Source organism: Streptomyces sp. Pv4-95 (assembly GCF_045782725.1).
GTDB lineage: Bacteria > Actinomycetota > Actinomycetes > Streptomycetales > Streptomycetaceae > Streptomyces.
The window spans coordinates 7141976-7163583 of sequence record NZ_CP127172.1 but is presented as its reverse complement, the minus strand read 5'-3'; the positions used below and the strand labels follow the sequence as shown (position 1 = coordinate 7163583).

Below are 21608 nucleotides of genomic sequence, written 5' to 3'. Positions count from 1 at the left end.
CCGTTCCCTCCGGAGGCGCGTCGGGGGCCGCGAGGCACGGGTGGTGGAGTGGGCGGCGGTCTTCCCCTGGGGCAGTGGGACTGGTAGACGGGGGCCATGCCGAGACTTGCTGCCGCGCTGCGCGGCCTCGCCGTCGCAGCCGCCGCCCTGATGACCGTCACCGCCGTGCCGTCGAGCGCGGCGGTGGGCGCCGAGGCCCGTACGGAGCCGCGCTCCCCCGCGGCCGGTGGCCCCAAGGCGCCCGAGGAGTTCGTCGCGTTGCGCGACGTGGATCGCACCATCATCCAGGAGATGCGCTACTTCACCCCCCACAACTTCATGGGTGTGCGGGTGACCGGCTACCGCGCGCCGACATGCCTGGTGACGCGGGACACGGCGCGGGCGCTGCACCGGGCGCAGCTGTCGTTCCTGCGGCGCGGCTACTCCCTCAAGGTCTACGACTGCTATCGGCCGCAGCGGGCCGTGGACCACTTCGTGGCCTGGGCGAAGGACCTCGACGACGAGCGGATGAAGGCGGAGTTCTATCCCCGGGTCGAGAAGTCGGCGCTGTTCCGTGACGGCTATATCGCGGAGAAGTCGGGGCACAGCCGGGGCAGCACCGTCGATCTGACGCTGGTGCGGCTGCCCGCGCTGCCGACCCGGCCGTACGTTCCGGGTGAGCCGCTCGCCGCGTGCTACGGGCCGAAGGAGGTCCGCTTCCCGGACAACTCGCTGGACATGGGCACCGGCTTCGACTGCTTCGACACCCTGGCGCACACCCTCGACCCGCGGATCACCGGCCGGCAGCGGGCGAACCGGCTGCTGCTCAAGGACGGTCTGGAGCGGGCCGGTTTCGTGAACTACGCGAGCGAGTGGTGGCACTACACCTTCACGCCGGAGACGTTTCCGGACACCGCTTTCGACTTCCCGGTCTCCCGGAGGTCGTTGGGCGGACGCTGAGCGGCCCGGCCTTGTCGGCGGCGGTCGGACCGTGGGACGTCAGCAGGACGGGGGCGGACAACGCGTCGGTGAGGGCGTGGGTCCAGGCGCCCGGGTCGCCGCCCGGTGACTGCCAGTGGTCCGGCCGGGCGCTCGACAACCGGTCGGTGAGCCGCTGTTGGCGGCTGAGGTCACCGGGCCGTGCGGCCGGGATGCGGTCCATCGGGCCGTCGGGGGTGCGGTAGCGGCGGACGATCCGCAGCGCACCGTGCCGGGCCGGTGCGTCGAGGTGGGTGACGGCGAGCCCGTCCACTCCCCCGCAGGCCGCGATGGCGTAGGCATGCGCGGGGGCGTCGAAGTGGCCGCCGCGGAAGGCTCCCTGCCAGCGGCCGTGCCCGTTGTGCCGCTCGGGGAGGGCCGTCGTCACGGTCGGGTCCTCGGTGACGAGCGGTCCTGGCCCGTGCCGGGTGGTGTAGGTGCGTACGACGCCGAGGCGGAGCGCGGCCCGTGGCAGGCCGGCCTCGGCGAGGAGTGTTTCCGCGCCGTCGAAGGTGGTCGTCGACCAGGTGGTGTACGGGTGGAAGCCGTGCCACTCGTCGAGGAGGACACCCTGGGCTCCCTCGAAGACGACGGGGCCTTGGTGCAGCAGCCGGGGCAGATGGGTTTCGTCGACGAGCGTGACGTGGTCGGCGAAGGCGCGGAAGGCGTCCACGCAGACGTCGACCGGCGGGGCGTCGAGCGGGCCCAGCGCGTCGGTGAGGCGGTCACGGAGCAGGGTGAGGGTGCGGCGCAGCGCGGTGCGGGACGTGCAGTCGCCCGCGGTGGGCGCGTCGGCCGGGTGGGCCAGTGCGTACGCGGCGGTCTCGCCGATGCCCATGCCGCAGGAGCCGTGCCGGGCGCTGCCGCGGGCCCGTTCGCGTGCCCGGTTGGCTGCCGCGTGGTACGGCGTGGTGAGGCGGGCCCGTCGGTCGACGGTCAGCAGGGCGAGCGGGTCGGCGACGGCCTGGGAGGCGAGGTGGCGGGCCTCCGCGGCGAGGGCGAGGGGATCCACCAGCATCAGGTGGGAGAGGTGGGTGGGGACGGCGCTGAAGGTGCCCGAGCCGAATTGGGCGAAGGTGTGGTGGCGGCCGTCGGTGGTGACGACGTTGTGCGCGGCCTGGGCGCCGCCGTTGAACCGGACCACCGCCGCCACCGGTGCCGCGCCCGGTGGGAAGGCGCAGAGCCGGTCGACGACGGTGCCCTTGCCGGCGTCTCCGTAGCCGAGGTCGACCACGATGGTGTGCACGGGGAAACCTCTCTCGGACGCGCCCCGGGTCGGATCCCGGGGCTGATTGCGGTGGCGGTAAAGGGACTTCAGAGCCGGGTGGTGCCTCCGCTGCCGGCGTCGGAGGCTCCGTCGAGCAGCGGGGCCGAGGAGCGGGCGACGGTGCCGCGGCGACCGCTGAGGGGGGCGAGGGCCTTGCCGACGCTGGCGCCCGCGTCGGAGCCGAGGTCGGCGAGGTCGTCCAGGCCGGCCGCGAGGTCGATGGCCTCCTCGCCGAGGCCGATGGTCAGCGCGATGGTCTCGCAGACGGCGGAGAGGTCGTCGAGTTCGATGACGTTCTGGCCGAGCAGCTTGCGCCAGGTGCCCTGTACCGAGGAGTTGCCGACGTGGGTGGCACCGGCCGGGATGATGAAGTAGACGTCGAACTTCCGGCGCACCTCGTCGAGGATCGTGGTGAGCGGGATGTCCTCGGTGACGCGGTCGCCGAGGACGGCGCGGATCTCGCGCGCCTTGACCTTGCCGTAGGGCATCTCGTCGCCGATGAGGAAGAGGTAGCCGCGGCGGCCGCGCTTCTCGTGGCAGTCGATGCTGGTGTGGCGGGCCATGGCGTACAGGGCGAGTTCGTAGGACTCGGTCATCTGGCCGCCCCCGCCGCCCTCCAGCAGGATGTTGCCGAGGTCGTCGTCCATGCGGTTGTCGGATTCGAACTGGCCGAGCTGGAGCGGGACGCGGTCGCAGGTGGCGTCGCCGACCGCGCCGAAGAGGATCTGCGGGTGGGCGACGTATCCCTTGCGCAGCAGGAGGCCGAACAGTTCGGGCAGCTTGGTCTGCAAGACACGCGGTACGGACCGCATCGAACCGGTCACGTCGAAGAGGACGGAGACGGCGAGCGAGGCGGGGTGCTCGTCGGAGTCGCGGCTCTCCCGGACGGAGAGTCCCTCGGGGGCGAGTGAGGGGTGCGCCTTCCAAGTGTGGCGGGGCGCCGAGGCGGTGACGCGATCGCTGTAGTCGAAGGCGCCGGTACCGGCGGCGGCGCGGTAGCTCGCCGCGGCGCCGTATACGTCGGTGGACCAGGTTCCGCTGCCCATGGTGTTTCCCCCTGTGTGGTGGACCGGCGCGTTCAGCCGGTCGGTGTGTGTGAGGCGTGGGTGGTGGTGCGGGGTGTGCTCATGCGCGCACGGCGGGCTCCGGCATCGTGAACGGCCGGAAGGTGCGCGGTCCGTAGAGCCGGTCGAGGAGCTCGTCCAGCTCGGCCAGCAGCCGCCACGCGTCGTGCGGCCTGCGGGACTCGGCGGGGAGGGTGCAGCCGTGCAGGAAGGCACGGAGCGGCTGCGGCGTGCGCTCCCCCATCAGGGCGCCCATCGTGCGGGACGCCAGGTGGATGTCGGTGGCCTCGGTCGCCGGCCGGCGGGCCGTGACCTCGGGCGGGTAGTGCTCGCGGTGACGCTCGACCAGGGCGGGGACGCGGCTGCCGAGGGTGGTGCTGTAGCACCAGTCGACGAGGACCAGGCCGTGCAGCCCGGGGTGGATGAGGACGTGCTCGGGCAGGACGGCGCCGTGCACACGGCCCGCGCGGTGCGCCCAGCCGAGGGCGACCAGGAGTCTGCGCCACATCCAGGCCGCGTCGCGCGGGTCGAGCCCTTCGGGGTGCGCCGCCCGGACCTCGGCGAGGGTGTGGAAGCCGGCCAGCGGGACGAGGGCGTTGACGCGGCGCTCGACACCGGTGCCGGCCTCGCGGTGCCGGAACGACGCGATCAGGCGGGGTGCGTAGGCGCGGTGGCGGGGTTCGCCGTACCGTGCCAGGCGCTCCAGTGAGCGGGCTTCGCGTTCCAGCAGGTCGTTGTCGGCGGCGTCGCGGGGGATCTTCAGCAGGGCGGGCCGGCGGGTGCCTTCCTGCTCGTACGTCGCCTCGCGGAGCACGGTGAGATCACCGGTGACTCGGGTGTCGCCGAGGACGTAGGTGTGGCGGCGGGTGGTCAGGGTCGGCCGCGCGGTGTCGCCGCGGCGCCGCCACAGCGCGCCCAGCCGGGCGAACTCGGTCTCGGCGAGCGGACGTTCGGCGATCGGGGCGGCGTCGGGGTGGAGCAGGCGGGCGAGCCTGCGGTAGACGCGGGTGGCGCGGGCGTCGTCCGGCGGGAAGAGGTCGGCGGGTCCGTGGGCGGCGGCGAGTGCGGCGCGGGCGGCGGCGCGGTCACGGAGGGCGGCCGCGTCCGCGGGGGTGGTCATCGCACGCCCTCCTCTCGGTCCGGGCGCAGCAGTGCCGGGTGCAGCAGGCGGGCGTCGCCCGCGCGGTAGAGGCGGGCGCGGGGGCCGCCCCGCGCTCCCCCGCGGGCGGCGGTGGCGCCGGTGGATTCGACGAATCCGGGGACGGAGAGCACCTTTCGGTGGAAGTTGCCCGCGTGCAGCGTGCTGCCCCAGATGGACTCGTAGACACCGCGGAGTTCGACGACGGTGAATTCCTCGCCGAGGAAGGCCGTGGCCAGCGGGGTGTACTCGATCTTCGCGCGGGCGCGGTCGAGGCCGTCGGCGATGATCCGCGCGTGGTCGAAGGCCGGCGGGAGCGGGGAGCGGGCGGGCGGGGCGCCGGCTGCGGGCCGGGGCACGGAACCACCCCCGTCGATCCCGTGCCCTCGGCCCTGCTCTGGGGGACGCAGCGCGGACGCGTCCGGTTCAGCGGCGGTCCGGGCAGGCGCCTTGGGTTCCGCCGCGGCGTTTCGGGCGGCCGCGCCGAGATCCACGTCGGCGATCGGGACCCAGGCCGCGGCGGAGGCGTCACCGCCGCCCCGCGCCTCGGGGAGGTCCGGGGCGAAGGCGAGGTAGGCGACCGTGACGACCGGCATCCGCGGGTCGCGGCCGGGATCGCCGTACGAGCCGAGCTGTTCGAGGTGGACGCGCTCCAGGGCCGCGGCGTCCAGGCCGGTCTCCTCTGCCAGTTCGCGCGCGGCGGCCTCGTCGAGCGTCTCGCGGCCGGGCCGCACGAAGCCGCCCGGCAGGGCCCAGGTGCCCTGGAAGGGCCGGCTGCCGCGCTCCACTAGCAGGACGTGCAGCGCGCCGTGGCGCAGGGTCAGCGCGACGATGTCGACGGTCACGGCGATGGCGGGGAACTCGCGCGGGTCGTAGTCCGCGAGGAACGCGCCGTCGCCGCCGTCGGGTGCGCCGTCACTCCCCTTGTGCGCCTGCTCCGCGTCCACGGCCGCTCCCCCGTTCGTCATTCTCATTTTGAGTCTTTCTCGGAACGAGAACAACATAGCACCGGGGGTGGCGGTGGTCCAGAGGTGAGGACGGGGTTCCCCACCCGGTGGCCGCGTGGCACACTTGTGACGTTCCGTCAGATTTGTTGCCGGGGAGGGTCCGTGGCACGTACGCGCAAGCCTGTGGTGCCGGGTTGGTTCGATCAGGACGCCGCGGATTTCCGGCTGCTGGGGACGCGCTGCCGGGCCTGCGGCGCGGTGTTCTTCCCGCGCGAGGACTCCTTCTGCCGCAACCCCCGCTGCGCGGGCGAAGAGCTGGACGAGGTGCCGCTGTCGCGCCGCGGCACGGTCTGGTCGTACACCGACGGCCGCTACCGGCCACCCGCCCCCTACGTGTCCGACCCGGGCACGGAGTGGCAGCCCTACACCCTGGTCGCCGTGGAACTCGCCGCCGAGAGGACGGTCGTGCTCGGGCAGGCCGCGCCCGGGGTGACCCCTCGTGATCTCGCGGTCGGGACCGAGGTCGAACTGGTGCCGGGCGTGCTCAACGAGGACGCCGAGCACACCTGGACGACCTGGCACTGGCGGCCGGTCGCGGCCGGGCCGCAGGACGCGTCATGACCGGCGACGTGGCGGTGCTGGGCGCCGGCATGCACCCCTGGGGAAAGTGGGGGCACAGCTTCGTCGAGTACGGCACGAAGGCGGCCCGGGACGCGCTCGCCGACGCCGGTCTTGAGTGGCGTGACGTGCAGAGCGTGGTCGGCGCGGCCACGGTGCGCGGCGGCTACCCCGGCCATGTCGCGGGCGCCACCTTCGCGAAGGCGCTGGGCTGGCAGGGGGCCCGGGTGACCAGCGTGTACGCGGCCTGCGCGTCCGGGGCGCAGGCCATCGGCACCGCGCGGGCGCAGATCCTGGCGGGCCTGGCGGACGTGGCGCTGGTGGTGGGGGCGGAGGCCGCGCCCAAGGGGTTCTTCGCCCCGGCCGGCGGCGACCGCCCCGACGACCCGGACTGGCTGCGCTTCCGGGTGCTCGGCGCGACCAACCCGGCGTACTTCGGGCTGTACGCGCGCCGCCGGATGGCGCTGTACGGCGACACCGTCGAGGACTTCGCCCAGGTGAAGGTGAAGAACGCGGCGGCGGGCGCGGCGAACCGCTACGCGCGCTACCGCAAGCCCGTCACCGCGGAGGAGGTCGCCGCGTCGGCGGTGGTCGCCGATCCGCTGCGGCTGCTGGACATCTGCGCCACCTCCGACGGCGCCGCGGCGCTGGTCCTGAGCAGCATGGCCTTCGCCCGGCGGCAGGGCGCCGCGGACCCGGTCCGCATCCGCGCGGTCTCCACCGCCACCCCGCACTACCCCCGGACGGCTCTGGACCTGCCCGACATCGCCACCGACTCCGCGGCCGCGGTGCCGGAACCCGTGACCGGGTTCCGGGCGTCGATCGCTCAGCGCGCGTACGAGGAAGCCGGCGTCGGGCCCGAGGACCTCTCACTGGCCGAGGTCTACGACCTGTCCACCGCCCTGGAGCTGGAGTGGTACGAGGATCTGGGGCTGTGCGGTGCCGGGGACGCGGCGAAACTGCTGCGCGACGGTGTCACGGCACTCGGCGGGCGGTTGCCGGTGAACGCCAGCGGCGGGCTGGCGTCGTTCGGCGAGGCGGTGCCGGCTCAGGCCATCGCGCAGGTCTGCGAGGTGACGTGGCAGCTCCGGGGACGGGCGGGCGAGCGGCAAGTACCGGGGGCACGGGTGGGTGTGACGGCCAATCAGGGCCTGTTCGGACACGGCTCCTCGGTGGTCGCCGTGCGGTGAGGCGTACCCCGTCGGCGGGTCAACAGGTGTACTGATAGGGCGGGTTGGGACCCTCTTGGAATGACACCACCGAGTGGCGGCCGCATACGCCGGTGGGCTCACCAGTGCGTTCCGGCCGCTGTTCTTCGAAGACCTTGTGTGTGCGGCGGACAGCGGCCCGTACGCTCCGGAAGGATGCATGAACAGTGCGTGAACCGGGCGCCGTCGGGGACCCGGAAGCGGCATGCTGCTGCCGTGCCTGCCTGGACCGACCAGCTTCGATTCGCCTTCCAGCCCGTCGTGAACCTCGCGACCGGTTCGATCGCCGCGCTGGAGATACTCGCCCGCCCGGAGGACAGTGCGGTCGATGTGCTGGCGTCCGCGCGCCGCCACCCCGAGCTGGACGTCGAGCTGGCGGCGCTCGCGGTACGCTCCGCGGCGCGCCAGGAGACGCTGCTGCCGCTGCACGTCAACGTGTTCGCAGCGACGGTCGCCGAGCTGCCGGCGCTCACCGCGCTCGGCAAGGCCGTACGGGACGTGGGCCGCCGGCCGTGGGAGATCACGCTCGACCTGGTCGGGCCCTTCACCCACGTCCCGCACCGTTCGCTGCTGGAGTCGGTGGCGGGGCTGCGCGACGAGGGGTACCGGATCTGCGCCGACGGGATCGGCGAGGGGGACATGCCGCTGCGGCTCCTCGGCGACCTCGCACCGGACCTCGTCAAGCTCGACGGATCCCTGTGCGCGGGGCCGGCCGGCGACCGGGGACGACGGGCCGTGGTGACGGCGATGCGCCAACTCTGCGAGCAGGTGGGCGGGTTACTGGCCATCGAGGGGGTCGAGACGGAACGGCAGTACGCGGCGGTGCGCGAGGCCGGGGTCCAGCTGGCGCAGGGCCACCTCTTCGCCCCTCCCGCCCGGCGGCCGGCCGCCGACATCTATCTTCCGCCCGACCGACCGGCAGCGTTGGGCGGTCCCCCGGCGCCGCACGGCCCGCCCGAAGGGCCACCCGTCGCGCAGTTCCTGCAACCCGCCGCGCTGCTGCCGATGTCCGCGTCCGCGGGCGCGGTGCGCAGCCATCTGACCGGCTTCCCCGCGGTGTCGGGGGTTCTGCTGGTGGACCCCGACGGTGTTCCGGTCCGGGCCATCGACCGTGACCGGTTCCTGCTGTCCCTCTCCGGGCGGTACGGGCACGCGCTGTACGCCGACCGGCCGGCGCTGCGGCTCGCGGACCGGCCGCGGACGGTCGGCGCGGACGCCACCGCCTGGCAGGTGCTCGATGTGATCGCCGAGGGCGACCGCGTCCGGGCGGGCGACGATGTGGCAGTGGTGGACGAACGCGGCCGCTGCATGGGGGTGGTGCACCTCGCCGACATCCTGCGGGCGCTGGCCGAGAGCCGGGTGGAGGAGGCCGCGCGGCTCAACCCGCTGACCAGGCTGCCCGGTTCCGACGCGGTCAACGGCGAGGTCGACCGCCGGATCGCCCAGGGCCGGGCGTTCGCCCTGAGCTGGCTGGATGTGGACGGTTTCAAACAGGTCAACGACGGCGCGGGATTCGCGGCCGGCGATGAGCTGATCCGCGCGGTGGGGCGGACGCTGGCAGCCGTCGCCGCCCGCGAGCCGGCCGCCCGGGTGGGGCACATCGGAGGCGACGACTTCCTGGTGCTCGCCGAGCCGCAGGCGCTCGACCCGTTCGCCGAGGCGGTACTGGACGCCCCCTGGTCCGCGGGCGGGCTGCCGGTGACCCTCTCGCTGGCGACGGTGATCTGCCCGCCCGGCAGCGTCACCGGCCATCAGCAGGCCGCGGCCGCGCTCGCCCCGCTGAAGAAGGCGGCCAAGGCGCTGGCGGGGGCGAGTTGGGTGCTCGGCCGGCCGGACTCGGAGCGGACGGAACTGCGCCGTGGCACCGTCGCCCGGGTGCCGGGCCCGGCAGGACGGCCGTGCGGCAGCCCGGCCGGTCACGGAGGCGTACGCACGCGCGGCTGAGGGCGTACGGCCGGACGCGGCACCCGTCCCGGCACCGTCGGTTGCGATCGGCAGACGGTGCTGTGCGTGACCTTGACGCTCCATGACGTGCGGTGAACACTTCCGGGTGTCAGTCGGCATCGCCGCACCCAGGCACCCCGGCCGCGTGGCAGCGGCTGCGCGCTGCCCGCCTCGTCCACCGGCGGTTTGCTGACGCTCTGGCACGCTCGACGCCCATGCGGGCGGGGCACGGGGCAGCGGGGTCCCACCTCCGCCACCGGCTCCGCGGCACGGGTGGTACGCACCCTGCACGGAGGACCGGGGGACGTCCCCGGGCGAGGGCCTAGGAGCCGCCATGTATTCCAATGGGGACATCTTCGTCGGTGAAGTGATCGGCACCGCGATACTCATCCTCTTCGGCGCCGGCGTGTGCGCCGCCGTCACCCTGCACCATTCCAAGGCGAAGGCCGCGGGCTGGGTCGCCATCGCCTTCGGCTGGGGCTTCGGCGTACTCGCCGGGGCCTACACCGCCGCACCGCTGTCCGGTGGGCACCTCAACCCGGCCGTGACGGTCGGCTCGGCCGTCGCCGGCGGCACCGAGTGGTCGAAGGTGCCGCTCTACATCCTGGCGCAGATGGTCGGCGCGGCGATCGGCGCGGTGCTGGCCTGGGCGCTGTACTACGCGCAGTTCGCCGCCAACGCCGAGCAGGCCAACGCCCAGCCGACGCTGGGGATCTTCTCCACCGCACCGGAGATCCGCAATCCCGTCGCCAACCTGGTGACCGAGGTGATCGCCACCATCGGGCTGGTGCTGCCGCTGCTGTTCTTCGGCGAGAACAAGGGCATCGGTATCGGTCAGGTCCCGGGCGAGGACGCCGGCGTCTACGGATCCGGCATCAACGTGCTGCTCGTCGCGCTGCTCGTGGTCGGCATCGGGCTGTCGCTCGGCGGGCCCACCGGCTACGCCATCAACCCGGCCCGCGACCTCGGTCCGCGCCTCGTGCACGCGCTGCTGCCGATCCCCAACAAGGGTTCCTCCGACTGGGGTTACGCCTGGGTGCCGGTAGCGGGTCCGCTCATCGGCGCGGTGCTTTCGGGGCTGGTGTATCTGGCGGCGTTCTGACCCCGGTGAGCCGGCCCCGTACTCCCTGCACCGAGACCTCAGGAGACATGACGTCATGACGGAGCACACCGAGAAGTACGTCGCCGCGATCGACCAGGGCACGACGTCGAGCCGCTGCATCATCTTCAACCACGCCGGTGCGGTCGTCGCCGTCGACCAGCGTGAGCACCGCCAGATCTTTCCCCGGCCGGGCTGGGTCGAGCACGACGCCACCGAGATCTGGTCGAAGGTGCAGGCCGTGGTGGCGGGCGCGCTCGCCAAGGCGGGGCTGCGCACGGACCAGCTCAGTGCCCTGGGCATCACCAACCAGCGGGAGACCACGGTCCTGTGGGACCGGGCGACCGGCCGGCCGGTGCACAACGCCATCGTCTGGCAGGACACCCGGACCTCGCAGCTCTGTTCCGAACTGGGCGGGGCGGACGGCCAGGACCGCTTCCGCGAGGCCACCGGACTTCCGCTGGCCAGCTACTTCTCCGGGCCCAAGGCGGCCTGGCTGCTGGATGAGGTGCCCGGTCTGCGGGCCCGTGCCGAGCGTGGCGAGATCGCCTTCGGCACCATCGACTCGTGGCTGATCTGGAACCTGACGGGCGGCACCGACGGCGGCGTGCACGTCACCGACGTGACCAACGCCGGCCGCACCATGCTGATGAACCTCTCGACCCTCCAGTGGGACCCGTCGATCCTGTCGGCCATGAACGTGCCCGAGGCGATGCTGCCGGAGATCCGGTCCTCGGCCGAGGTGTACGGCACGGCCGTCGGCCAGCTGCACGGCGTGCCGGTGGCCTCGGCCCTCGGCGACCAGCAGGCGGCCGTCTTCGGGCAGACCTGCTATGGCGTCGGCGAGGCCAAGAACACCTACGGCACCGGATCGTTCCTGCTGCTGAACACCGGCAACCGCCCGGTCCCGTCCAAGAGCGGGCTGCTGACGACGATGGGCTACCAGCTCGGCGGCGAGGCTCCGGTGTACTGCCTGGAGGGCTCCATCGCCATCACCGGCGCTCTGGTGCAGTGGCTGCGCGACCAGCTCGGCATCATCTCCTCGGCCGACGAGATCGAGGCGCTCGCGGCGAGCGTCCCGGACAACGGCGGTGCCTACATCGTCCCGGCGTTCTCCGGCCTGTTCGCGCCGTACTGGCGCTCCGACGCGCGCGGTGTGATCACCGGCCTGACCGGATTCGTCACCAAGGCGCATCTGGCACGCGCGGTGCTGGAGGCGACCAGCTGGCAGACCCGGGAGGTGGTGGACGCGATGTACCAGGACTCCGGGGTGCGGATCACTCAGCTCAAGGTCGACGGCGGCATGACGGCCAACAGCCTGCTGATGCAGCACCAGGCCGACGTGCTGGGGGTGCCGGTGATCCGCCCGGTGATCCCGGAGACGACGTGTCTGGGCGCGGCGTACGCGGCGGGCCTGGCCACCGGTGTCTGGCAGGACCTGGACGAGCTGAAGACCCACTGGAAGCGCGACACGGAGTGGACCCCGCGGATGGACGGGGAGGTCAGGGACCGCGAGTACGGCAACTGGCGCAAGGCCGTGGAGCGCAGCTTCGGGTGGCTGGCGGAGGACGGCGGCCGGACCTCGTAGACGCGAGTCGCGACCGGACGCGCAGACGTACGGCCGGTATCCCGGACGGCGGGGTACCGGCCGTGCCCGCGTCCGAGGTCAGGGCAGCGCGGGCTCCCGCTGCTGCGCGCCGACCTGCCCGGCGTGCTTCACGACGGAGATCAGCACATCCCGGACGGATTCCTTGCACCGGGCGTCGCACAGCATCACCGGCACCTCGGGGGGCAGGTCCAGCGCGTCCTGGACGACCTCGGTCGGGTAGCGCTCCGCGCCGTCGAAGCAGTTGACGGCGACGACGAAGGGCAGCCCGCGCCGCTCGAAGTAGTCGATGGAGGCGAAGGAGTCCGCCAGGCGGCGGGTGTCGGCGAGCACCACCGCGCCGAGCGCGCCGAGCGACAGCTCGTCCCACAGGAACCAGAAGCGGTCCTGGCCGGGTGTGCCGAAGAGGTAGAGGAGCAGTTCGTCGTTGACCGTGATCCGGCCGAAGTCCATGGCCACGGTGGTGGTGGTCTTGGTCTCCACACCGCCGAGGTCGTCGACCGGGCGGCCCGCTTCGGTCAGCTGCTCCTCGGTGCGCAGCGGTTTGATCTCGCTGACGGCGCCCACCAAGGTGGTCTTGCCCACGCCGAAGCCGCCCGCGACAAGGATCTTGAGCGACAGCGGATCGACGGTGGACCGGCGACGGCGCTCGGAACGCCCGAAGGCCATGGGTCTCTTCTCCTGAATTGCCGTGTGTGCAGGGGAACTCACGCCTGTCGGCGGTCGTCGGCGGACGATCGGCAGCTGCACTGGAACGGTACAACGTGCGTGCGGGAGTGCTCACTTGCGGTGCGGCATCGTTATCGGCGGGCAATCCCCCCACGCCGCCAACCGGGTCGAAAGGGCCAGGTCGGACGCGTTCGCGGGCGGCGGCTCAGCGCGGGGCGAGGACCGTGGGCCGGTCGAGCAGCCCCAGCAGGCTCACGAAGCTGGATTCCAGGAAGGCACACAGCTCCTCGCGGGCGTCGGCCTCCTCGACCGGCCAGTTCGTCACCGCTTCCTCGGCGAACGCCATCCAGGCGCGCGAGGCCAGCTCCACCCGCGGCGCCTCCGACATGCCCAGCCGGCGCCGGCCGTCGCGCATCCGGCGGGCGAGCGTCTCGCGCGTCTCGCCGACGATGTCGGTCACCGCGGGATGGCTGCCGGCCGCGCCGCGCACCAGCGCGAGGTACACCTGCCGGTGTTCCAGGACGTAGTCCACGAAGCCGGCGATGAAGGCGCGCATCCACGGGACCGGCTCCAGCGTCCCGTCGGGTTCCGTCGCCGCGGTGAAGCGCGCGCACTCGGCTCGGACCACGGCGCGGTAGAAGTCGCGCTTGGAGTCGAAGTAGTGGAAGAGCAGTCCGCGGGAGATACCGGCCCGCCGGGCGACCTCGTCGGTGGACAGCTCGTCCAGGGAGCACTCGGCGAGCATCTCCAGACCGATGCCGACCAGCTGCTCCCGGCGCTGGTCGGGGGTGAGGCGGGTGACGCGCTTGCCGGACATGCCCGCAGTGTACGGCGGGGGGACGGGCCTCTCGGGTACCGCGGAAGGGCCGTGGCCCGCGGTACCCGCCGCGGGCCGGGACGCGTGCGGTGCGCCCCGGCCCGCCTCGGGCATTCGGGCGTTCAGGCGTTCCGGCCGAGGTGGTCGAGGATCTTGGGGGTGACCACCTCGGGGACCTCTTCGGGCAGCCAGTGGCTGGCGCCTTCGAGGGCCTCGAAGTGGTACGGGCCGTCGACCCACCCGCCGGTCGACTCGGCGGCGCGGCGGCCCAGGGCGCTGTCCTCGCTGCCCCACAGGAAGAGGGTGGGCACGCTGATGCGGCCCGCGGGCACCGAGATGACGTCCTCGGGAGCGCGGTACCAGTTCAGGGTGGCGGTCAGCGCACCCGGCTCGGCGAGCCTGCGGACATTCTCGGCCACCAGCGCCTCGGGGACCTTGCCCCGGTAGGCGGAGCGCAGCCGCTTGGCGCCGTCGGCGAGCAGCGCTTCCTCCGCGGCGCCGTCCGCACCGCGGAAGAAGCGGACGTAGTCCAGCCGCCGGTACTGGTCGGAGTCCTCGACGATGGCCCGGTTGAGCGCCTCGGGGTGGGGAGTGGCCAGCACGCTGAGGGACTTCAGCCGCTCGGGGTGGGCGCCGGCCAGCGCCCAGGCGACGAGGCCGCCCCAGTCGTGGGAGATGAGGTGGAAGCGGCCCGCGCCCTGGGAGTCGGCGAACGCGAGGGCGTCGGCGACCAGTTGGGGTACGGCGTAGTCGGCGACCCGGGGCGGGCGGGCGCCCGGGGAGTAGCCTCGTTGGTCGACGGCGACGGCGCGGTAGCCGGCCGCGCCCAGGGCGGTGAGCACGGCGCTCCAGGAGTCGGCGAATTCCGGCCAGCCATGGAGCAGCAGGGCGAACTCGCCGTCGGCGGGGCCGGCCGCGAGCGCGTCGTAGACGTGCGGGCCGACCTCGATCTTCAGCTGCTCGAAGGCGGGGGCCGGGGTGTCGTCCGTGGCCATGGCGGCGTCTCCTCTTGTTGACAACTGCTTAACAGCGACCGTACAACGGTGCTGAGCGTTGCTCAACAAGCCCCCGGCCGCGCATGTCCGGCGCCCGCCCCGCCCCGGACGGAAGCCGGCCGCCTCTCGCCGAGCCCTCGCCGGGCACTGAGGAGATCCTCCGATGACCACCATGCGCGCCGCCCGCTTCACCCCCGCCGCCGGCAAGCTCACCGTCGAGGACGTGCCGGTGCCGTCGCCGCGGCCCGGCGAGGCGCTGGTCAAGGTCGCCGCCTGCGGCATCTGCCACTCCGATCTGAGCCTGCTCGGCGGTGTCTTCACCACCTCGCTGGCCTCGATCACCCCGGGCCACGAGGCGGCCGGGGTGATCGAGCGGCTGGGCGCCCCGACCGCCGGATGGGAGCCGGGCGACCGTGTCGTCCTGCACGCCGGACGCGCCTGCGGCTCCTGCCCGGCCTGCATCGCGGGCGCCGCGGCCGACGACTGCGAACGCGTCGAGATCATGGCCTTCGACTTCGACGGGGCCTGGGCCGAATATGTGCTGGTACCGGTCACCTCGTTGGTCCGGGTGCCCGACAGCATCCCGCTGGAGCAGGCCGCGGTGCTGGCCGACGCCGTCTCGACGCCGTACGCCGCGGTGGTCGACACGGCGGCGGTGCGTCCCGCGGAGAGCGTCGGTGTGTGGGGCCTCGGCGGGATCGGCATCCACGCCGTCCAGAGCGCGCGGCTGGCCGGGGCCGCTCCCCTGATCGCCCTCGACCCGCTGCCCGCGGCCCGGCAGCGGGCCCTGGAACGCGGCGCGGACCACGCCGTCGACCCGACCGCGGCGGATGCCCTCGACCAGGTCGCCGCGCTGACCGGCGGCCGTGGACTGGATGTCGCGATCGACGCGGTCGGGCGGGGCCGGACCTACGCCCAGGCCAACCGGGCGCTCGGCTACCGGGGCCGGTTGGTGATGATCGGGATGTCCATGGACCGGTTCGACCTCGGCCCGCAGACCCCGTTCGTCCGCGACCGGCACACCGTCACCGGCCACCTCGGCTACCGCAAGGCGCACATCGAGCAGCTCGTCAGGCTGGTGGCCACCGGACGCCTGGACATCAGCGGTTCGGTCAGCGCACAGCTGCCCCTGGAGGACGTCGCCGAAGGGGTGCGCCGCCTGGAGACCCACGAGGGCAACCCCCTCCGCATCCTCATCCGCCCCTGAAGCCGGGCCCCTTCGCACGTCGACGCCCGTGCCGCCCGCCCGTCGTTCCGGGTGGGTGGCACGGGCGTCGCACGCCGCCCGCGTCACAGGGCGCGAAGGCCGTCGATCACCTCGCGCAATACCTTCTCGTCCGGCAGTTCGGCCGGCGGGACGGGCCTGCTGACATGGACCAGTTCCACGTCCAGCAGATCGCCGATGAGCACCCGGACCACCCCGACCGGCAGGTCCAGTTCGGCCGCCAGCTCGGCGACCGAAAGCGGCGCCCCGCGGCACAGCTCGACGATCTCCACATGCTCCGGCGACAGCGTCTGGTCCGGGACATCCCCGTCCGCGCGGGACTCGGCGATCACCAAGGCGATCAGATCCAGCCGCCCCTCCGCAGGCGTGCGGGTGCGCCCGCGCGTCATCGCGTACGGGCGGACGACCGGCCCCGCGTCGTCGTCGAACCAACGGGCCGCTCCCCGCTCCGGCACGTCCCGACCGTCCTGGTCGCTCATGGCGTCACCGTCGTCACCCTCCGGTGGGCAGCCCGGACCGGGACGCGGTGCCCAGGTGCGCGCCCACGCGCTTGACGAGCAGCGTCATCTCGTAGGCGATCAGGCCGACATCGGCGTCGGCGTCGGCCAGGACGGCCAGGCAGCTGCCGTCGCCGGCCGCGCTGACGAAGAGGAACGCGTCGTCCAGCTCCACCAGCGTCTGGCGGACCCGCCCCGCGTCGAAGTGCCGGCCGACGCCCTTGGCCAGGCTGTGGAAGCCCGAGGCCACCGCGGCCAGATGCTCGCCGTCCTCGCGGGTCAGGTCCTTCGACGCGCCGGTGGCCAGCCCGTCGCTGGAGAGGACGAGTGCCTTGCGGATGCTGCCGACCCGGTCGACCAGCTCGTCCAGGAGCCAGTTCAGTTCGCCGGTTCCCTTCGTCGCGGCCGATGCGGTGGAAGCTGCTGCCTTCGGTGCGGTCATGGACCGTCCCCTCCCGATGTGGTTCCTGGTGCTGTGTCCGAGCCGGCGTCATCGCCGTCCCGCACGGTCTCGTCACGGGCAGAGCCCGGGCGAGGTGCTTCGTCGTGGTGCCCGGAGTCGGCCCGCCCTGTTGCCGCCTCGCTCCCGGCGTCCTCGCGCGGTGTCCGCCGGCCCGTCCTGCGGGTCTCCTCCGGGGCCTCGCCGTTGTCCTGCCGACCCCGCTGCCAGCCCCGCTGGAGCGAGGCCATCCGCGCGCGCACCGCGTCGGCGTCGCGATCCTCCAAGGGCTCCTCGACCCGCCGGTCCGCCTCGGCCCGACGCTCCGGGTCGGCCTTCAACTGGGGCGCGAGACTGGCCTGCCGTACCCGGCGGGGCAGCCCGACCGGCGTCGTGGACGGCGGGGCCTCCTCGGGCGGCGCGGCGTCGTCAGCGCCCCGGGACGCGTCCGAACCGCCCTCCGCGGGCTCTTGGGCGCGGCGGCCGGGGCGCTCGGACTCCGGGCGGTCGGAGTCCGCCCGGTCGGCGGCCGCCTTTGCGCGCGTCTCGCCGTCCTCCACCGTCCTGCCGTGGTCGGAGACCAGGACCGGAGGCCGGGGGCGGCGCGGCAGTGGCGTGAGCCCGCCGGGCGCCTGGTCGCGGGCCTGCTGGTGCTGTTCACCGGACGGTACCGGGGGCACCGACGTGATACCCGGTGTCTTGGCCGGCCCGCTGCTCTGCCCGGCGGACGGCCCGCGGCGGCCCCGGCCCCGTCCGCGCTCCCGGCCACGGAAGATGTTGTCCTCGTCGTCGAGGGAGTCCAGCTCGTCCAGCCCGAGCGGCGCCTCCAGTTCGACCGGCCCGTCGATGGCGGCGGGGGTACGCGTCTGCCGCTCGGGGAACGGCACGGGCGCCTGGGACAGTGCGGCGAGCTTGCCGGCCGCGTGCTCCAGTTCGTTTCCGAACCGGAGGCCCGCCGGGTCCGCGGGGTCCAGTTCCCGGTCCTCACGGCCGCCCTCGGAGGACTCGGTCAGGATGGTGCCGGGGATGAGCACGACGGCGGTGGTGCCGCCGTAGGGCGACGGCTGGAGCGAGACCCGGACGCCTTGCCGCTGGGCGAGCCGGCTGACCACGAACAATCCGAGCCGGTCGGTGTCCGACAGCTCGAACTCCGGGGTCTCGGCGAGCCGGAGGTTGGCGTCCAGCAGCTGATCGGGGGCCATGCCCAGGCCACGGTCGTGGATCTCCAGGGTGAAGCCGTTGGACACCCGCTCGCCGAGCACCTGCACGGCGGTGTGCGGCGGCGAGAAGACGGTGGCGTTCTCCAGGAGTTCGGCGATCAGGTGGGTGAGGTCGGAGACGGCGGGGCCGTCCACCGCCAGGCGCGGCAGCCGGCGCACCTCGATCCGCTCGTAGGCCTCCACCTCGGCGACGGCCGCGCGCACCACGTCCATCAGCTGGATGGGTTTGCGCCACTGCCGTGAGGGCGCCGCGCCGGACAGGATGACCAGGCCCTCGGCGTGCCGCCGCATGCGGGTGGTCAGGTGGTCGATGCGGAACAGGTCGGCCAGTTCGTCGGTGTCCTCGGTACGCCGCTCCATCGCGTCCAGCAGGGTGAGCTGGCGGTGCAGCAGGACCTGGCTGCGGCGCGCGAGGTTGACGAACACCTCGGAGACGCCGCGGCGCATGTCCGCCTGTTTGACGGCGGCCTCGACGGCGGCCCGCTGGAGGGTGTTGAGCGCCTGGCCGACCTGGCCCGTCTCGTCCTGGCCGAATTCGAGCCGGGGCGCCTCGGTCTCGACGTCGACCTGTTCGCCGGCCGCGAGCCGGCGCATGACGCTCGGCAGCCGGACGCCGGAGACCTCGTGGGCGGCCTTGCGCAGCCGGGTGAGGTCCTTGACGTGCCTGCGGCCGATACGGAAGGAGACGATGACGGACACCAGCAGGGCGGCGAAGCCGAGGACCCCGGCGATGCCCGCCTTGAGCACGACGGCGGTGGCCACCGGTTCGACGCGCTCCTGGTAGCGGTCGCCGGCGTCCTTGCCCATCCGCTGGAGGTCGCCGAGCACCTTGCGGGCGGCGGTGTGCCACCGCTCGGCGTTGACGCTGCGCGGACCCGCCTGGGCGCCGGCCGCGATCACCCGGTCCTCGTAGTCGGTCAGCTCGTGCGCGGTGGCGGTGCGCCAGTAGTCGTCGTAGAGGCCGCGGTCCTTGACCGGCAGGATGGGCAGGCTGGTGGCGTACAGCACCCGGCGCTCGGCGATCCGGTCGGAGAAGGACCGCAGGTCGCGCTTGCTCATGCTGCCGGAGACGAGGGCGGCGGACATCAGGGCGTCCTCGCGCGAGAACGCCTCGCGGGCGCGGGTGATGTTGACGAGCGCGCGGCCCTGCTTGTCCATCTCCACGTTCTCCAGGGCGTGGAGCGCGGCGAGGAAGTCGTACTGCGGGTCGACCAGGGCGTTGTACGCCTCCATGGCCTCTTCGCGGGTGACGGTGTTGTCCTCGACCTGGGCGCGCAGCGCGGGAAGGCCGGACAGCCCCTTGACGACGCTGTCCAACCGGTAGCCGGCGTCCCCGGCCAGGTCCTGGCGCACGGAGGGGTCCTGGGCGTTGGCCCGCAGCCGGTCGACGCTCTCGTCGGTGGTCCTGGCCTGCCGCCGCAGGGCGGTCAGCGCGTCGGCGCCGCGCCGGTCCGCGAGATACAGCAGACTCTCGCGGCGCTCGCGCTGGAGTGCCTGGACGATGTCCTCGGCCGGATACCCCACACTGCGGATGACGTTGCCGACATCGAGCAGCTGGTTGGCCTCACGCCCGGTGAGGTACGTCGCGAACGCCCACATGGCCGTCAGGGACACCAGCGGCACGAGCAGCAGCGCCACGATCTTCCGGCGGATCGACTTCCCGCGAAAGCGCATGGCCTCCCCTAGTCAACCCCGGCGCACGGGGGTGGTGTTCCGTCAACAAACGGCGCGAGCCTACTACTGTCGGGTGACCTAGCCGAAGACCTGTCCGAGCCTTCCGGAAAGGGGGCGGGGCGGGATCGTCATGAGTTGTCCGCCGATTAACGGACAACCCACCCTCGGTGACAGCATCGGATTCGCGCCGCTACGGGGTGTCATTCACGCCTGGTTGGCCGATTTTCCCCTACCCCGGGTAACGCCAGGTCCTGTCGATGCCTGACGATGAGGGCGTCGGGGTCCGGCGCCGCGGGCATGTATCCGGTGAATCCGGGCAGCCACCGAAGTGTCGGACGGGCGGGGAGAGTACGGGGAGTGTGACGCGTTCATGGACACCGGCAGGCGCCCCTTGTGGCAGGAGGAGCCGGCGACCCGGCGCCGGATGGCCGATCCGGTGCGCACCGCCGCGGTGCGCGCGGTCATCGTCGTGGCGCTGACCCTGATCCTGGCCATGGTGGCGTTCCTGAGCACACTGGCGGGCTCGTGGCTCGCCTTTCCCGCGGTGCTCTGCACGGTCGCCGGCACCATCGTCGCGACCTGGGCGGTCCTGGACGTCTGGGTGACCCGGCAGGTGTGGGTGCAGCGCAACGGCGTGCAGTCGCAGCCGAGCAGCACCGCCCGAGAGCTGCGCCGTGAGCGGCGACAGGCCCGTCGCCAGGAGCGGCGGGCGTCGCGGGACGGCGGGTCGCAGGTGGATTCGCCGCCGCGGCAGCGAGCGGCGTAGCGGGGCGGCCGTACGCCCCACCGGCGGCGCGTGCCTCACGAGTTGTGGCTGAGGAGAGCGGCACAGGAGCCGGTCAGGGCACTTCGGCTCCCCGCCCGCCGCTTTACGCCACGGCCTCTTCCCTGACCGCGGGCCGGACGTGGATCATTCCGTCCAGGACGCTGACCTCGTGCGTCCGGACCGGCCGACGGGCGGGCAGGCAGGTCGGCGCTCCGGTGCGCAGGTCGAACAGCGCCGCATGCAGCGGGCATTCGACGAAGCAGCCCTCGACCCAGCCCTCGGAGAGCGAGGCGTCCTGATGGCTGCAGGTGTCGTCGACGGCGTAGAAGGCGCCCTCGGCATGGAAGACGGCGATGGCCGGCATGGCGTCACCGAGTTCGATCCGTACGGATTCGCCCTCGGGCAGGTCCTCGACACGGCAGACGGGAAACATCTGGCCCCCCTGGCACTGATCGGTATCATGGCGTTTTGAATAACGCATCGCAGAGCGCGATACGCAACAGAATCCAAGTCGGGAAGCGGGCCGTCAAGAGCTTTCCGCCGAGAGCCTCAGACGTGCCCCTCCAGGGGCCACCGGGTGGTGACGCAAAGACCCATGCCGAACACGACCGATACACCGGAGGAGCGTTCCGAGGAGCGGCGCGCAGGCGCGGGCTCCGTCCAGTCCGTGGACCGCGCGGTGAGCGTTCTGGAGATCCTCGCGCGGCTGGGCGAGGCCGGAGTGACCGAGATTTCGGAGGAGCTGGAGGTCCACAAGTCGACCGCGTTCCGGATCCTCGGCGTGCTGGAGAACCGCGGGCTGGTGGAGCAGGAGAAGGAGCGCGGGAAGTACTTCCTGGGCGCCGGGGTGCTGCGGCTGGCCGGCGCGGCGGCGATCCGGCTGGACATCTCGCAGGAGGGCCAGCCGGTGTGCCGGGCACTCGCCGACGACACCGGGGAGACGGCGAACATCGCGGTGCTGGACGGCGATGCGGCGGTCAACATCATGCAGGCCAGAGGCTCCGCCGCGGTGACCGCCTACAACTGGCTCGGCCGCCGCACCCCCTTGCACGCCACGGCGAGCGGCAAGGTGCTGCTGGCGCATCTGCCCCGGGAGCGCCGGGAGACGCTGCTGGCCCGCAAACTCCCGCGCTTCACCGAGAACACCCTGACCACACCCGCCGCGCTGCGCGACCAGCTGAGCGCCGCGCTGGACGACGGATTCGCCTGCTCCACGGAGGAGTTGGAGATCGGACTGAACGCCGTGGCGGCGCCGGTGCGGGCGCACGACGGGGCGGTGATCGGGGCCATCGGCGTGTCCGGACCGGCGTACCGCATGGAGGAGCCGCTGCTCGCCGAGCTGGCGGAGCGCTCCGCGAAGGCGGCCGCGGATCTCTCCCGCCGCATGGGGTACGCCGGTTGAGGCCGGGGCTGCGAAAAATCGCCTCTTGACGGATTCCTGGCGAACTTCCAGCATGT

At 73.1% G+C, this 21608-nt stretch carries 20 protein-coding genes; 9 read left to right on the top strand and 11 right to left on the bottom strand.

The window, feature by feature from the left end:
* Positions 1–96: 96 nt before the first annotated feature.
* Positions 97–939, top strand: coding sequence for a M15 family metallopeptidase (locus QOM21_RS31455; RefSeq protein ID WP_407554394.1), 843 nt, complete (start codon positions 97–99; stop codon positions 937–939).
* Here the strand turns inward: QOM21_RS31455 and QOM21_RS31450 are convergent.
* The 4 genes from QOM21_RS31450 to QOM21_RS31435 form a co-directional block, all read right to left on the bottom strand.
* On the bottom strand, positions 869–2203 hold the full coding sequence (locus QOM21_RS31450; protein ID WP_407554393.1) for an adenylosuccinate synthetase: 1335 nt from the start codon (positions 2201–2203) through the stop codon (positions 869–871). The two genes, QOM21_RS31455 and QOM21_RS31450, sit on opposite strands and share 71 nt — an antisense overlap.
* Before the next feature lie 68 nt (positions 2204–2271).
* A complete protein-coding gene (locus QOM21_RS31445; RefSeq protein ID WP_407554392.1) occupies positions 2272–3270 on the bottom strand; it encodes a hypothetical protein in 999 nt (332 codons plus the stop codon).
* A gap of 79 nt (positions 3271–3349) precedes the next feature.
* Positions 3350–4408: a molecular chaperone DnaJ gene (locus QOM21_RS31440; protein ID WP_407554391.1), complete on the bottom strand. Its 1059-nt coding sequence runs from the start codon at positions 4406–4408 to the stop codon at positions 3350–3352.
* The gene (locus tag QOM21_RS31435; RefSeq protein WP_407554390.1) at positions 4405–5394 is read right to left on the bottom strand and encodes an NUDIX hydrolase; all 990 of its coding nucleotides are present in this window, start codon (positions 5392–5394) and stop codon (positions 4405–4407) included. Before QOM21_RS31435 ends, QOM21_RS31440 begins: the two co-directional genes overlap by 4 nt.
* A 141-nt stretch (positions 5395–5535) precedes the next feature.
* Here QOM21_RS31435 and QOM21_RS31430 point away from each other — a divergent pair, with 141 nt between their 5' ends.
* The 5 genes from QOM21_RS31430 (at position 5536) to glpK (ending at position 11830) form a co-directional block, all read left to right on the top strand.
* A complete protein-coding gene (locus QOM21_RS31430; protein ID WP_407554389.1) occupies positions 5536–5994 on the top strand; it encodes a Zn-ribbon domain-containing OB-fold protein in 459 nt (152 codons plus the stop codon).
* A complete protein-coding gene (locus QOM21_RS31425; RefSeq protein WP_407554388.1) occupies positions 5991–7181 on the top strand; it encodes a lipid-transfer protein in 1191 nt (396 codons plus the stop codon). Before QOM21_RS31430 ends, QOM21_RS31425 begins: the two co-directional genes overlap by 4 nt.
* A gap of 234 nt (positions 7182–7415) precedes the next feature.
* The gene (locus QOM21_RS31420) at positions 7416–9143 is read left to right on the top strand and encodes an EAL domain-containing protein (protein WP_407554387.1); all 1728 of its coding nucleotides are present in this window, start codon (positions 7416–7418) and stop codon (positions 9141–9143) included.
* Between the two features lie 334 nt (positions 9144–9477).
* Complete coding sequence (locus QOM21_RS31415) at positions 9478–10245, top strand: MIP/aquaporin family protein (RefSeq protein WP_407554386.1); 768 nt, start codon at positions 9478–9480, stop codon at positions 10243–10245.
* A gap of 55 nt (positions 10246–10300) precedes the next feature.
* Positions 10301–11830 carry a glycerol kinase GlpK gene (glpK, locus tag QOM21_RS31410; RefSeq protein WP_407554385.1) on the top strand — a complete coding sequence of 510 codons (1530 nt, stop codon included), beginning with the start codon at positions 10301–10303 and terminating at the stop codon, positions 11828–11830.
* 78 nt (positions 11831–11908) lie between these two features.
* On the opposite strand, the gene QOM21_RS31405 is transcribed toward glpK, so the two are convergent.
* From QOM21_RS31405 to QOM21_RS31395, 3 genes are all read right to left on the bottom strand, one after another.
* Positions 11909–12517, bottom strand: coding sequence for a GTP-binding protein (locus tag QOM21_RS31405; protein WP_407554384.1), 609 nt, complete (start codon positions 12515–12517; stop codon positions 11909–11911).
* A gap of 205 nt (positions 12518–12722) precedes the next feature.
* Positions 12723–13334: a TetR/AcrR family transcriptional regulator gene (locus QOM21_RS31400; protein ID WP_407554383.1), complete on the bottom strand. Its 612-nt coding sequence runs from the start codon at positions 13332–13334 to the stop codon at positions 12723–12725.
* A 122-nt stretch (positions 13335–13456) separates the two neighbouring features.
* Positions 13457–14329 carry an alpha/beta fold hydrolase gene (locus tag QOM21_RS31395; RefSeq protein WP_407554382.1) on the bottom strand — a complete coding sequence of 291 codons (873 nt, stop codon included), beginning with the start codon at positions 14327–14329 and terminating at the stop codon, positions 13457–13459.
* Positions 14330–14492: 163 nt separating this feature from the next.
* On the opposite strand from QOM21_RS31395, the gene QOM21_RS31390 reads away from it, so the two are divergent.
* Positions 14493–15536 carry a zinc-binding dehydrogenase gene (locus tag QOM21_RS31390; RefSeq protein ID WP_407554381.1) on the top strand — a complete coding sequence of 348 codons (1044 nt, stop codon included), beginning with the start codon at positions 14493–14495 and terminating at the stop codon, positions 15534–15536.
* Between the two features lie 83 nt (positions 15537–15619).
* Here the strand turns inward: QOM21_RS31390 and QOM21_RS31385 are convergent, their stop codons facing one another.
* The 3 genes from QOM21_RS31385 to QOM21_RS31375 are packed head-to-tail and all read right to left on the bottom strand — an operon-like array spanning position 15620 to position 19384.
* Complete coding sequence (locus tag QOM21_RS31385) at positions 15620–16033, bottom strand: DUF742 domain-containing protein (protein WP_407554380.1); 414 nt, start codon at positions 16031–16033, stop codon at positions 15620–15622.
* 13 nt (positions 16034–16046) lie between these two features.
* The gene (locus QOM21_RS31380; protein WP_407554379.1) at positions 16047–16493 is read right to left on the bottom strand and encodes a roadblock/LC7 domain-containing protein; all 447 of its coding nucleotides are present in this window, start codon (positions 16491–16493) and stop codon (positions 16047–16049) included.
* Positions 16490–19384 carry a nitrate- and nitrite sensing domain-containing protein gene (locus QOM21_RS31375; RefSeq protein WP_407554378.1) on the bottom strand — a complete coding sequence of 965 codons (2895 nt, stop codon included), beginning with the start codon at positions 19382–19384 and terminating at the stop codon, positions 16490–16492. The genes QOM21_RS31380 and QOM21_RS31375 overlap by 4 nt, the downstream gene beginning before the upstream one ends.
* 370 nt (positions 19385–19754) lie before the next feature.
* On the opposite strand from QOM21_RS31375, the gene QOM21_RS31370 reads away from it, so the two are divergent.
* Complete coding sequence (locus tag QOM21_RS31370) at positions 19755–20150, top strand: hypothetical protein (protein ID WP_407554377.1); 396 nt, start codon at positions 19755–19757, stop codon at positions 20148–20150.
* 103 nt (positions 20151–20253) lie between these two features.
* On the opposite strand, the gene QOM21_RS31365 is transcribed toward QOM21_RS31370, so the two are convergent.
* Positions 20254–20583: a bifunctional 3-phenylpropionate/cinnamic acid dioxygenase ferredoxin subunit gene (locus tag QOM21_RS31365; protein WP_407554376.1), complete on the bottom strand. Its 330-nt coding sequence runs from the start codon at positions 20581–20583 to the stop codon at positions 20254–20256.
* A 162-nt stretch (positions 20584–20745) separates the two neighbouring features.
* Here QOM21_RS31365 and QOM21_RS31360 point away from each other — a divergent pair, with 162 nt between their 5' ends.
* Positions 20746–21552, top strand: a complete 807-nt coding sequence (locus tag QOM21_RS31360) for an IclR family transcriptional regulator (RefSeq protein ID WP_407554375.1) — start codon at positions 20746–20748, stop codon at positions 21550–21552.
* The last annotated feature ends 56 nt before the right edge of the window (positions 21553–21608 follow it).